Here is a 12,255-nt window from a genome sequence, read left to right on the forward strand (position 1 = left end):
AGGACCTCACGATGCGCACCTCCCCCCGGCCGCTGTTCGCCGGTATCGACATCGGCGGCACCACCACCCAGGTGGTGGTCTGCTCGGACGACCTGACGGTCCTCGGCCGGGCGGAGACGGCCACCCCGGCGCGGGAGGGCGGCGCGGCCATGATCGGCGCCGCGCTCGACGCCCTCGCCCCGCTGCTGGCCCGCACGCAGGGCCGTCTGGTGGGCGCCGGAGTCGGCGCCGCCGGGGTGGTGGACTCCGCGAACGGCCGCATCCTGGTCGCCAGCGACTCCTTCCAGGGCTGGGCCGGCTTCGCCGTCACCGCCGCCGTCGAGGACGCCCTCGGTGTCCCCGCCTACCTGGACAACGACGTCAACGCCTTCCTCCACGGAGAGGTGAGCGGCGGGGCGGTGCGCGGCGAGACCGACGTGCTCGGCATGACCCTGGGGACCGGCGTCGGCGGCGCCCTGTGGACCAACGGTGCCCTGTACGCGGGACCGCACGGCGCCGCCGGCGAGATCGGGCACATCCCCGGCTTCGGAGACCTGCCCTGCTCGTGCGGTGGCCGCGGCCACCTGGAGACACTGGCCTCCGGCCGTTCCATCGCGGCCCGCTACGCCGACCGCACCGGGCGTCGGCGTACGGCCCGTGAGGTCGCCGAAGCCGCGGCGAGCGGCGACGAGGACGCCCGTGAGGTGTACCGCGTGGCGGGGGCGGGTATCGCCCGTGCGATCGTGATCACGGCGGGCGTCGCCGACATCACGACGGTGGTCGTCGGGGGCGGCGTCACCCGGGCCTGGCCCTTGCTGGAACCGTTCATCCAGTCCGCTCTCGCCGCCGACCCCCCGGTCAGCGGTCACCCCGTACGCCTGGTCCGGGCCGCACTGGCCTCCGACGCCGTCCCGGTCGGCGCCGCCGCCCGCGTGCGAGGTGAACTGGGCACGAAGTCGGGGGCGACGACGGCGTAACCGGGCGGGCGGACGGGCCGGCGGGCCGTCACACCCGGCCGTTCGCGGTGGACGCAGGGACCCTGGTGGTCCATCGTGCCCCGGAACCTGCGACCGATCCGTGGCCGGCCCTGGCGGACCGCGGGTCGTGCCGGAAACCCAACCCGGCACGACCCGGCCCGGCACGCGGGCCCTGATCGGCTTCCGCACAACGACCGTGCGCCAACGCTCAACTTCGGCCAGGACTGGCCTGTTTGAGCCGCCGTAAGATCAATAGGCTGGCGGGAGAACGCTGACTTCCACCCGAGGAGTTCCGTGTCCGCCGCCCCGCAGGTCCCCGACATCCTTTCGCCCGAGTTCGCCACGGACCCTTATCCCGCCTATGCGGTGATGCGGGAGAAGGAACCGCTCATCTGGCACGAGGCGACCCGGAGTTACGTCATCTCCCGTTACGAGGACGTCGAGCGCGTCTTCAAGGACAAGAACGCGGAGTTCACGACCGACAACTACAACTGGCAGCTGGAGCCGGTCCACGGCAAGACCATCCTGCAGCTCAGCGGCCGCGAGCACGCCACGCGCCGGGCACTCGTCGCACCCGCCTTCCGCGGCAGCGACCTGCAGGAGAAGTTCCTTCCGGTCATCGAGCGCAACTCGCGTGAACTCATCGACACCTTCCGGCACTCCGGCTCCGCCGACATCGTCGGCGACTACGCGACCCGGTTCCCGGTCAACGTCATCGCGGACATGCTGGGCCTGGACAAGGCCGACCACGCCCGGTTCCACAGCTGGTACACCGCGGTGATCGCCTTCCTCGGCAATCTCTCCGGCGACCCCGACGTGACCGCGGCGGGCGAGCGGACCCGGGTGGAGTTCGCCGCATACATGATCCCGGTCATCCGCGAACGGCGCGGCAACCCGGGGGACGACCTGCTGTCCTCCCTGTGCGCCGCCGAGGTCGACGGCGTCCGGATTAGCGACGAGGACATCAAGGCCTTCTGCAGTCTGCTGCTCGCGGCCGGCGGTGAGACCACCGACAAGGCGATCGCCAGCATCCTGGCCAACCTCCTGATGCACCCGGCCCAGTTGGCCGCTGTCCGCGAGGACCGGAGCCTGGTACCCGCGGCCTTCGCGGAGACGCTGCGCTACACCCCGCCGGTGCACATGATCATGCGGCAGGCGGCGACGGACGTCGAGGTCAGTGGTGGCACCATCCCGGCCGGGGCCACCGTGACGTGCCTGATCGGTGCCGCCAACCGGGACGAGCGGCGCTACCGCGAACCCGGCCGGTTCGACATCTTCCGCGACGACCTCACCACGACGTCGGCGTTCTCGGCCGCCGCCGACCACCTGGCCTTCGCGCTCGGCCGCCACTTCTGCGTCGGCGCGCTGCTCGCCAAGGCGGAGGTCGAGACCGGGGTGAACCAGCTGCTGGACGCGATGCCCGACCTCCGTCTCGCCGACGGCTTCGACCCGGTCGAGCAGGGGGTGTTCACCCGCGGACCGCAGTCACTTCCGGTCCGTTTCACCCCGCACGGCGGCTGAGGGCCACTGCCCTCGGCCCGTCCGGGGCGACAGGTCAAGGGCCACCCGGCCGGGGAACGAGGCCGGACTGGATGGCCCTTGCGCCTCTAGGGGGCGTGCCGGCGCCTGCGGAGTCGCAGCGGTCAGGAAGCGGGACGCCCCGGGGACGGCAGCCCGGCCGCCGAGGTACGCACGCTCCCACCGGCGGCCGGCCCCGTGCGCAGTGCCTTCGGATCGCATGCGGCGCACGGCGCGACCGCCGCCTCCGCTGCCGATTCGTCGTCGCGCAGCCCGGTGGCGGACCTCACGACCATGCCGGTGTCGCAGGCGTCTGAGGAGGCGTCATGGTCCGTGACGACCACGCCGACCCGTTGACCGGCACCGTCACGGTGACCGTCGGCCGCCCGCGCCGCGAACTCGGCGCTCCCCGGATCATCGTCACCACACCCGGCGTGAGGTACCGGATCGTCGACCCGGCCGTACCACCCGACCGATCTTCGACCACCAGCGGACGAACCTCCACCACGCCGCCGTCGCCGCTCGGGCAGGCCGGTCAGGCGGAGGCTCCGCTGTCGATCACCAGGTCGGAGCCGACGACCGGGCCGGCGAGCGGAGAGGCGAGGTAGAGCACGGCCGCCGCCACCTCCTCGGCCTCGGCGACCCGGCCGAGCGGGTTCTCCTTCTTCACCCGCTCGGCGCGGTCGGCCGGGCTCTCGCCGGGGCGCAGGGACATGGGGGCGTCGGAGGCCCCGGGGCTGACCGCGTTGATGCGGATGTTCTGGTCGATGTGGTCGAGGGCGGCGGCACGGGTGAGCGCGGAGACCGCGGCTTTGGAGGTGATGTAGGCGGCCGCGTTGCGAATACGGTGGTGTGCGCCCAGGTTCGCGGACACGTTGACGATCGTTCCGCCGCCGTGTTCCTTCATGTAGGCCACCTCGTGCTTCATGGCCAGCCACACGCCGGTCACGTTGGTCCGCAGGACCGCGTCCCAGTCCGCTTCCTCGATGTCGGCGGCGGGTACGCCGCCCCGGAACAGGCCGGCGTTGTTGACCGCGATGTCCAGTCCTCCGGAGCGGGCGACGCTCTCCTGCACGAGGTGTGCGAGCTGCCCCGAGTCGGTGACGTCCGCGGTGACGGCGGCGGCCGAACCGCCGGCGGCTTCGACGAGGGCGACGGTCTCGTCCAGGGAGGCCGCGGTGCGCCCCGCGGCGACCACGTACGCGCCCTCGGCGGCGAAGGCGAGCGCGATCGCGCGGCCCAGACCCGAGCCGGCGCCGGTGACGAGGACGGACTTGCCGTTGAAGCGGTTCATTGCGTGATTCCTTCGGGTGAGGGACGACCCCGTCGTGGAAGAGCGCGTGGGTCGTCGTGCGTGTGACTACTTGGTGCGTGGGTGGTGCAGGAGGGCGAGGGCGGCGAGGGCGACCGCAGTGGCGGTCAGGGACGTGGCGTCGCCGCCGACGGTGAGCAGGACGGCGAACACGACGGTGGGGCCCAGCTCCAGCGCGGTGTTGAGGACCCCGCCGGCGAGGCCACCCTGCTCAGGAGGAACACCTTCGGTGGTGAGGACGGCAGCGCCGGCGAAGGACGCGGCGGCTCCGGCCGGAAGGACCACCAGGCCGGGAAGCAGGCCCAAGACGTAGGGCGTGCGCACGTCGAACCCGGTGACCGCGAGCAGGACCAGCCCGGCGGCGGCCGTGACGAGACCCCAGGCGCCGACGGACCTGGCCCCGTACCGGTGGACGAGCGGTCCGGCCGCGCGTCCCGAGCCGATCAGCGCGAGGGCGAACGGCAGGAAGGCGGCTGAGGTCTCCAGCTGCGACCAGTCCCGGTCCTGCTGCAGGGACCACGAACGTCATTCCGGTCCCGCAGGCGCTGAGCGCGGTGGCGGCGAGTCCCAGCGCCCGCAGCCGGTCGCCCAGGAAGCCCGGCGGCAGCAACGGGTCACGGGATCGGCGCTCGGCGTACCGGAACGTCGCCGTCAGCGCGGCCCCTCCGAGCAGCGGCACCAGGACGTCCGCCGACAGCCAGGACCGGCCGTCGGTGACGAGAAACCCGTAGCCGGCCAGGGTGATCCCGGCGGTGGCGAGTACCGCGCCCGGCAGGTCCAGCGACCTGCCGCGGTTCGGAGCGGTGCCCGGCAGCAGCCCAGGGGCCAGGACGAGGGCGGCCACCGCCACCATGAGCGGTACGGCCAGGGCCCACCGCCACGAGAGCAGCGACGTGAGGGCACCCGAGAGCAGGTTGCCCGCGGCCGCGCCGAGTACCGACAGGCCGCCCCACGTCGCCATCGCCCTGCCGTACGCGGCCGGGGTGGGGAAGACCGTCCGCAGGACCGCCATCGCGGCGGGTGCCACGACGGCCGCACCGGCTCCCTGGACGAATCGGGCCGCGAGCAGGACGCCGAGGCTCTGGGCGAGCGGAGCCACGGCGGAGGCCGCGGCGAACAGCAGGAGGCCGGCGGTGAGGGAGCGCCGGCCGCCGAAGCGGTCGGCGAGACGGCCACCGAAGAGCACGAGCCCGGCGAACGACAGCCCGTACGCGGCGCTGAGCAGGATCAGATCCGCCCGGGCCAGGGTGAACTCACGGCCGATCTCGGGCAGCGGCACGGCGATGGCCGAGAGGGTGTAGATCAGCGTCGTCTGGGCGCTGCCGAGAAGAGCGAAGGCGCGTCGGTCGCGTACCGCGGAGACGCAGGCGGTGCTGGTGAGGGTCACGACCCTCCTTGATATTAGACCGAACGGTTTATTATGCGGATGTGCTGACGCCTCGGTCCGATCCGGTCCGGTCCGGCCCCTCCGGTCGCGCGGTCGCCTTTCCGTGGGCCTGGTCTAGGGCAGGAGGGCCAGCGCCTGTTCGGCCGCGTCCCGCACCCGCGCGGGATCGCTCGACACCTTGCCGACGACCCGCATCCCCTGCATCACGACGAGCAGCAGGTGGGCCAGGGAGCGCGGATCGCGGTCCTCGGAAAGCTCCCCCTGCGCCTGGGCTCGCACGAGCGCGGAGTGCAGCACGGTCTCGATGTGGTCCCAGCTGCTCTCCACGCGGCGGGCGGCCGCGGGATCGTGCGGGCCCAGCTCGGCCGCCGTGTTGGTGACCAGGCAGCCGGCCTGCCGGACTTCGGGTGCGGTGGCCTCCGCCGCGAAGCGACGCACCACCGCCCGCACCGCGGGCAGGACGGGGCCCGGCTGGGACAGCTCCTGGAGGATGCCCGGGTCGCGCATCTCGATGTAGCGGTCCACCGCCCTGAGGTACAGCTCGTGTTTGCTTCCGAAGGCCGCGTAGATGCTGGCGCGGCCGATCCCGAGGTGCTCGATCAGATCCGTCATCGACGTCGCCTCGTAGCCGCGCCGCCAGAACAGCTCGAGGGCCGACTGCAGTACGGCGTCCGGATCGAATGCTTTGGTCCTGGCCACGTTCCCAACGTAAGCCAAAATAGATCGATCGGTCAAATATGAGAGACGCCCAGCCGCTGTCTTCCTGATGATTCCGCACGGATCGGGGCAGTCTTATCAATGTTAATTAAAAAAACCACAACAGTGATAAATTGGGCGGATGCAAGAGCGGGCCGTACGCACCCGGCAACGGGTTCTGAGCGCCGCCGCGGAGCTCCTGAGTTCGCAAGGACGTGCGGGGATCTCCACGCGGGCCGTGAGCGCGGCCGCCGGCGTGCAGCCGCCGACCCTGTACCGCCTGTTCGGGGACAAGGACGGGCTTCTCGACGCCCTCGCGGCCTACGGGTTCGCGCAGTACCTGCGGGAGAAGCAGGCACTTGAGGAGACCGACGACCCCGTCGCGGACCTGCGCCGCTCCTGGGACCTGCACGTGGGGTTCGGCCTGTCGCGCCCCGGCTTCTACGTGCTGATGTACGGCGAGGGCCGCTATCGCGGGGGCGTGCCGGGCGGGCTCGAGACCGTCGCCATCCTGCGCCGGACCCTCGCCAGGGTGGCCGCGGCCGGCCGGCTCCGCATGAGCGTGGAGCGGGCCACGCAGCTCGTCCACGCCATGGGCCTGGGTGTCGTGCTGTCCCTCATCGCCACGCCGCCTGCCGAACGGGACGAGAGCCTGCCGGCCCGGGCCCGGGAACACGCACTGCGCATGATCACCACCACGGGCGCCGTCGGCGAGGAGAGCACCGACGAGGAGCCGGGCTCGGACGTGGCATGCCGGGCCGCGGCGCTGCGCGAGGCGTTGTCCCGGGGCGGCACCACCGCGATGACACCGTCCGAGGGCGCGCTCCTGGCGGACTGGCTCGACCGCCTTGCCGACACGGGACCCGCCGCCCGGTCGGCATTCTGAAGGAGGGAGGGCGCCGATGGCCGGAGCCAGGAACACGATGCCCGAGGCCGGACGGGAAGCCGGGCACTCGGTCGGCACGGCCGTGTCGGTGGTGGACGCGCACGGAGTGGTGGTCGCGTGGAGCCCGGAGACGGAGCGGCTCACCGGCGTCGTCGCCGACGACGCGATCGGGCGATGCGTCGGACGGCTCCTGGCGCACCCGGAGGTGATCCTCGGTTCGCCCGTCTTCACCGACCCGGGCCGCCGGGAGGAGGGGTGGTCCGGGATCGTCGGCCTCCGTCGCGGCGACGGACCGCCGCGGGACGTGTACCTGCGGGTCCGCCCCCTCACCGAGCGCGGCGGAGTGGTGCGCTGGCTGGTCACCGCGACCGAGATGACGGCCGTTCCCTCCTGGCCGATGAACGGCGCCGGGGTGCAGGCGCTCCTCACCGGGGCACCGATCGGCATCGCCGTGCGCGACACCGACCTGCGGTGCACCTGGGTCAACGACGCGCTGGCACTGCAGGACGGCATCCCGCGCGAGAAGAGACTCGGACGCCGGCTGACGGAGGTGCTGCCGGGACCCGAGGCCGAGTCGGTCGAGTCGGTGATGCGGCTGGTCCTGCGGAGCGGGAAGTCGCAGGTCGACCACGAGTACCGCGCGTGGATACCGACGAGGCCACAGCAGGAACACGCGTTCTCGACCTCGTTCTTCCGCCTCGACGACGCCGACGGGCGCACGTTGGGGGTGTGCGCCATGAGCGTCGACGTGACCGACCGGCAGCGGGCCCGCGAACGCCTTGCCGTCCTCAGCGAGGCCAGCACCCGGATCGGCACCACGCTGGAGGTGATGAGAACCGGTCAGGAACTCGCCGACCTCGCGGTGGCCCGCATCGCCGACTACGTCTCCGTGGACCTCGCGGAGTCCATCGCGAAGGGGGAGGACTCACTGGCCCGGCTCGGCTCGACGAACGGCCGCGTGCCCGCGTTCCGCCGGGCGGGGGTCGCCTCCGTCCACGACGGCGCACCGGAGTCGATCTGGTCGCGCGGGGAAACCGTGTCCGTGCCGTCCCCTTCCCCCTTCACGGAGGTCCTGGCCTCGGGCGAATCACACCTCGAACCGGTGCTGAACACCGCACGGGGCGCCTGGCTCGACGGGGACCAGGAGCGGTTGGACAAAATCGGCAGGTACGGCATGCACTCGCTGATGATCGTGCCGATCCACGCGCGCGGCGCGGTGCTGGGCGTCGCGGTCTTCGTCCGCATGGCCGACTCCGTGCCCTTCGAGAAGGAGGACCTGCGGCTGGCCGAGGAACTCGTCGCCCGTGCCGCCCTGTCCCTCGACAACGCCCGCCGCTACGTCCGCGAACGCACCGCGGCCCTCGCCCTCCAGCGCAACCTGCTGCCGGGCAGGCTGGTCGGCGGGGTGGCCGTCGAGGTGGCGTCCCGCTACGTTCCCGCCGACACGGAACACGGCGTGGGCGGCGACTGGTTCGACGTCATCCCGCTGTCCGGTGCCCGGGTGGCCCTGGTCGTGGGCGACGTGGTCGGCCATGGCATCAACGCCGCGGCGACCATGGGCCGGCTCCGGGCCGCGGTGCACACCCTCGCCAACATGGAGCTGTGCCCGGACGAGTTGCTGGCCCACCTCGACGACACCATTTCCCGCCTCGGCGTGGAGGACGGCGGCATCCCGGACCGCGCCGCCGCGGAGTCCGGCGCCACCTGCCTGTACGCCGTGTACGACCCCGCCACCCGGCGCTGCACGATGGCCCGGGCAGGTCACCCGCCGCCCGTGGTGGTCTCGCCCCAGGGCGGCGTGTTCATCCCCGACCTGCCCGCCGGTCTGCCGCTCGGTGTCGGACCGGCCTCCTTCGAGTCCGTGGAGGTGGAACTGCCCGAGGGCTGCGTCGTCGCGTTCTACACCGACGGGCTGGTGGAGACCCGGGACCAGGACATCGACGCCGGGATACGCCGGCTGGGCACCGCCCTCGCCCGGCCGGACCGCCCGCTGGACGAACTCTGCACCGCCGCGTTCGACACCCTGCCGTCCAGGGCGCTGGACGACGACGCCACGCTGCTCCTGGCGCGGCCCCGTTCGCTCCCGCCGTCGCAGATCGCCACCTGGGACCTGCCGAGCGACCCGGCCGTGGTCGGGCAGGCCCGGGCCCTGGCCACCGCCCAGTTGACCGAATGGGGACTGGAGGGGCTGGTCGCCGCCACGGAACTCATCGTCAGTGAGCTGGTCACCAACGCCGTACGCCACGGCGCCGGTCCCCTCACCCTTCGCCTCATACGGCACGAGGTGCTGGTGTGCGAGGTGACGGACACCAGCGACTCGGTCCCCCGGCTGCGCCATGCCCGTCCGACGGACGAGGGCGGCCGGGGTCTCTTCCTCGTCGCGCAGCTCGCCAGCCGGCGGGGCACCCGCAACTCGCCCGCGGGCAAGACGGTCTGGGCCGAACAGGAGATCAACCCGCCCGCCTCCTGAGGGGGTCGGCATCGAACCGCCCCGACCGCCGCGGTCCGGGGCGCCTGGTCTCTCTCCGGCCGGGACACCAGCGCTTGAAGCCCTCTAGCCCGATGACCTGCTGACAGATGCGCCGTTCTGATAAGGTTCTGGCCATCAGGTGAGCCTTCTCGCTGCGGATGCAGATCCGCCGGGGAGGCTTTTCCCATGTTCGGAGCCCGTCCGCCTCGACGCCGGCGGTCCCGTTGCGGGGTTGTCGCCCTGCTGGATGGCCTCAACGCGCCGCGCACCCCGCAGATCGGTACACGTCGGTTCCTTGTTTCTGACCGTGAGAGGAGACCCATGCCATGAGCCAACCCACGAATGCCGCGGCTGCCGCCGGTACTTGGCGGCTCGGTGACCGGACCGTCAACCGCATCGGGTTCGGTGCGATGCGCCTGACCGGTACCGCGCCCTTCGACCGCGGCGTGCCGCGTGACCGTGATCGGTCGATCCGCGTGCTCCGCCGGGCGGTCGAACTCGGGGTGAACCACATCGACACCGCCGCGTTCTACTTCTCGGCGACGCGTTCCGCCAACGAGCTGGTCAACCGGGCGCTGGCGCCGTATCCGGAGGACCTGGTCATCACCACCAAGGTCTGGCCGGGCCGTGATCCCTCGGGCGCCTGGTGGTGGGCCGCCCCGGAACAGTTGCGCGGCCAGGTCGAGGAGAACCTGCGCCAACTCGGCCGAGATCACCTGGACGTGGTGAACCTGCGCGTGCCGCCGAGCCTGCGGACCGGCTCGATCGGCGAGCACTTCGGCGCTCTGGCCGAACTGCGCGACGCCGGGCTGGTACGCCACCTCGGCGTCTCCAACGTCACGTCCGGGCAGCTGGCCGAGGCCCGGGCCATCGCCCCGGTCGTCTGCGTGCAGAATCCCTACGGCATCGATGCGCCGGACGAGGACCGGGCACTCCTGCGGCTGTGCGGTGAACTCGGCCTCGCCTTCGTCCCGTTCTTCGCGATCGCGGGCGCCGGGCGCGAGGCGGGTCCGGGTGCCGACGACCACGAGACGGTGTGCGCCGTCGCACGCGCGCACGGTGTGTCAGCGGCGCAGGTCCGGCTCGCCTGGACCCTGCAGCAGGGTCCGCACGTGCTGGCGATCCCGGGAACCGGTGATCCCGACCACCTCGCACAGAACGTGGCGGCCGGCACGCTTCGGCTCTCGGAAGACGAGATGGCAGGCCTTGCCTCGCTGCGGCCGGCCGGAACGCAGAGGCCGCCCCGCTGATGCCGCCGGGAGGACTTCGCAGCCGCCGTCGCTCCGCGGACCACACTCTCCATCACTCTTAGTGAAGCTTTGGGGCGCGCGTCGAGTGCGGCGTGCGCCGATGTGCGCCGGGCGCGCGCGGGCGGCGACCTGGTGTGATGTAGAACACGTCACGGATACGCAGAACTGTTCGCTCGTTCACTCTCACGGGTCCGGCCTGGTCAGAGCGCTACCGAGTGTGACTAGCACTGCTTGTTGAACGTTGCAGCACGCTGACCGGCAGGGACGCTCGGTGATTTTTTCTATGGGCGGTGAGTGATCCGCCCCGCGAATCACTTAGGTGGGTCTCAAGCCCAACGGCCCGTCGGCGCGCACGAGTTGGCGCCGGTCCCAGCCGACCCCGATGGAGAGGAAAAGCCTGCCCATGTGCCGTGCCGCCGGGAGGCCTGCGTGAATCATGACGAGGCCCCAGAGGACAGCCCAGCCCCAGACCAGGGTGTGAGGCTGTCACAGGACATGTACCAGCCGCTCGACCTGGCGATCGACTTCGAGGCGTTCTACCTCGGGCACCAGGAGCCGTTCCACGCCTACGCGGAAGTCCACTTCGGGACCCGCGAGCTGGCCGAAGAGGTCATACACGAGGTGTTCCTGCAGATCCATGCCGGCTGGACACAGCTGCTCAGCTCGGGCTCCCTGGAACAGGGCGCCTGGGCGATCATGCGGCGGGCCGTCCACGACCGCCTCGAACGCGAAGGCCGTGCACCCGCGTTCGTCATCAACGGACCCATCGCCCAGGCGCTGGCTCCGGCACTCGCCACGGCCCGGGACAAGCTGCACAAGATGGAGTCGACCAGTGGCCTGTACGAGGCGATCGCGGAACTGCCCAACCGCCAGTTCGAGGTGATCGTACTGCGATACATCCTCGGCTACCCCACCGCCAAGGTCGCCTGGTACGTCGGCATCGACGAACGCACCGTCGGCCACCACCTGCGCCGCGGCAAGGAACGCCTGCGCCTGAAGCTCGGCCTGCCCGACGAACGCAAAAGGCCTCATCAGAAAGGGGAACGGCCGTGACCACCACTCTCGACGCCCTGCTGAACGAAGTCCGGCTGCCCGTCGCAGCCCCGAGCCGGTTCGACGTCGCCGCAGGCCTGCGCCGACTCGCCGCCGACGCCCGCCGCCGTACCCCGACCACGGATATCGCCCGCGCCGCACAGGCCAGCCAGCGGTTGGGCGTGGTGTGCCGGTGGGTCCTCAACGAACCGGCTGTCGCCGACCACGTCGCCAAGATCGCCGAAGGTCCCGAGCGCGGACCGCTGACGGAGGAACACCTGGACGTCGACGGCGCCCTCGCCTTCGCCTGCCTGCTGTACCTCACCCGCCACCCCGAGTCCGCCCAGTTCTGGTGGCAGCTGGCCGCGGGCGCCGGCAGTCGCGCCGCCGCCTACTGCCTGCACCTGCACCACCTGGCCCTGGGCGAGTCCAAGCGGGCCCGGCACTGGTTCCACCAACTCACCCACTCCATGGCCGACACCGCACCACCCGACGCCGCCTTCCTGGAAGGACTCGAACTCTTCGCCCGCTACGTCCGCGCCAACGGCTCCACCGCCCTGGGCCCCACCGGCCGCCTGGAGAACGAGATCGACCGGCTCGCCGCCCGGGCACCCGGCCGCTCCGTCATCGTCGCCCGTCCCGACCGGCAACTGGTCGACCAACTGCAGGTATTCGCCGCCAGCCGCTGAACCGGGCCCGAGCACCAGGAAGAGAAAAGAAGAAAAGAAGGAGGGGAGCCCCGCTCCGG

General features: G+C 71.8%; 11 protein-coding genes and 1 pseudogene. 8 read left to right on the plus strand and 4 right to left on the minus strand.

The features are described 5' to 3' along the window. Positions 1-11: 11 nt before the first annotated feature. The 3 genes from ACZ4O3_RS07410 (at position 12) to ACZ4O3_RS07420 (ending at position 3,082) form a co-directional block, all read left to right on the plus strand. On the plus strand, positions 12-956 hold the full coding sequence (locus ACZ4O3_RS07410) for an ROK family protein (protein ID WP_467721664.1): 945 nt from the start codon (positions 12-14) through the stop codon (positions 954-956). A 294-nt stretch (positions 957-1,250) separates the two neighbouring features. Continuing rightward, positions 1,251-2,477 carry a cytochrome P450 gene (locus ACZ4O3_RS07415; RefSeq protein ID WP_467721537.1) on the plus strand — a complete coding sequence of 409 codons (1,227 nt, stop codon included), beginning with the start codon at positions 1,251-1,253 and terminating at the stop codon, positions 2,475-2,477. A 323-nt stretch (positions 2,478-2,800) separates the two neighbouring features. Then, positions 2,801-3,082 (plus strand): hypothetical protein, encoded by a 282-nt coding sequence (locus ACZ4O3_RS07420; protein WP_467721538.1) that lies wholly within the window; start codon positions 2,801-2,803, stop codon positions 3,080-3,082. Here the strand turns inward: ACZ4O3_RS07420 and ACZ4O3_RS07425 are convergent. From ACZ4O3_RS07425 to ACZ4O3_RS07440, 4 genes and pseudogenes are all read right to left on the minus strand, one after another. Further along, on the minus strand, positions 3,010-3,768 hold the full coding sequence (locus tag ACZ4O3_RS07425; RefSeq protein WP_362730373.1) for an SDR family NAD(P)-dependent oxidoreductase: 759 nt from the start codon (positions 3,766-3,768) through the stop codon (positions 3,010-3,012). The two genes, ACZ4O3_RS07420 and ACZ4O3_RS07425, sit on opposite strands and share 73 nt — an antisense overlap. Positions 3,769-3,834: 66 nt before the next feature. After that, positions 3,835-4,299, minus strand: coding sequence for an MFS transporter (locus ACZ4O3_RS07430; RefSeq protein ID WP_467721665.1), 465 nt, complete (start codon positions 4,297-4,299; stop codon positions 3,835-3,837). Positions 4,300-4,348: 49 nt separating this feature from the next. Continuing rightward, positions 4,349-5,173 (minus strand): annotated as a pseudogene (locus ACZ4O3_RS07435) (MFS transporter); the annotation flags it as partial. Between the two features lie 114 nt (positions 5,174-5,287). Further along, positions 5,288-5,872 (minus strand): TetR/AcrR family transcriptional regulator, encoded by a 585-nt coding sequence (locus tag ACZ4O3_RS07440; protein ID WP_467721539.1) that lies wholly within the window; start codon positions 5,870-5,872, stop codon positions 5,288-5,290. 139 nt (positions 5,873-6,011) lie between these two features. Between ACZ4O3_RS07440 and ACZ4O3_RS07445 the strand changes: the two genes are divergently transcribed. The 5 genes from ACZ4O3_RS07445 to ACZ4O3_RS07465 all read left to right on the plus strand — a co-directional run bounded on the left by ACZ4O3_RS07445 (position 6,012) and on the right by ACZ4O3_RS07465 (position 12,196). After that, a complete protein-coding gene (locus tag ACZ4O3_RS07445; RefSeq protein WP_362725363.1) occupies positions 6,012-6,755 on the plus strand; it encodes a TetR/AcrR family transcriptional regulator in 744 nt (247 codons plus the stop codon). Positions 6,756-6,771: 16 nt separating this feature from the next. Beyond that, positions 6,772-9,225: a SpoIIE family protein phosphatase gene (locus ACZ4O3_RS07450; protein WP_362725360.1), complete on the plus strand. Its 2,454-nt coding sequence runs from the start codon at positions 6,772-6,774 to the stop codon at positions 9,223-9,225. A gap of 326 nt (positions 9,226-9,551) precedes the next feature. After that, positions 9,552-10,475: an aldo/keto reductase gene (locus ACZ4O3_RS07455; RefSeq protein ID WP_467721540.1), complete on the plus strand. Its 924-nt coding sequence runs from the start codon at positions 9,552-9,554 to the stop codon at positions 10,473-10,475. 495 nt (positions 10,476-10,970) lie between these two features. Further along, positions 10,971-11,528 (plus strand): RNA polymerase sigma factor, encoded by a 558-nt coding sequence (locus ACZ4O3_RS07460; RefSeq protein ID WP_362725354.1) that lies wholly within the window; start codon positions 10,971-10,973, stop codon positions 11,526-11,528. Continuing rightward, positions 11,525-12,196, plus strand: a complete 672-nt coding sequence (locus tag ACZ4O3_RS07465) for a hypothetical protein (protein WP_467721541.1) — start codon at positions 11,525-11,527, stop codon at positions 12,194-12,196. Before ACZ4O3_RS07460 ends, ACZ4O3_RS07465 begins: the two co-directional genes overlap by 4 nt. Positions 12,197-12,255 lie beyond the last annotated feature (59 nt).

It is taken from the genome of Streptomyces sp. NPDC026515 (assembly GCF_055567595.1).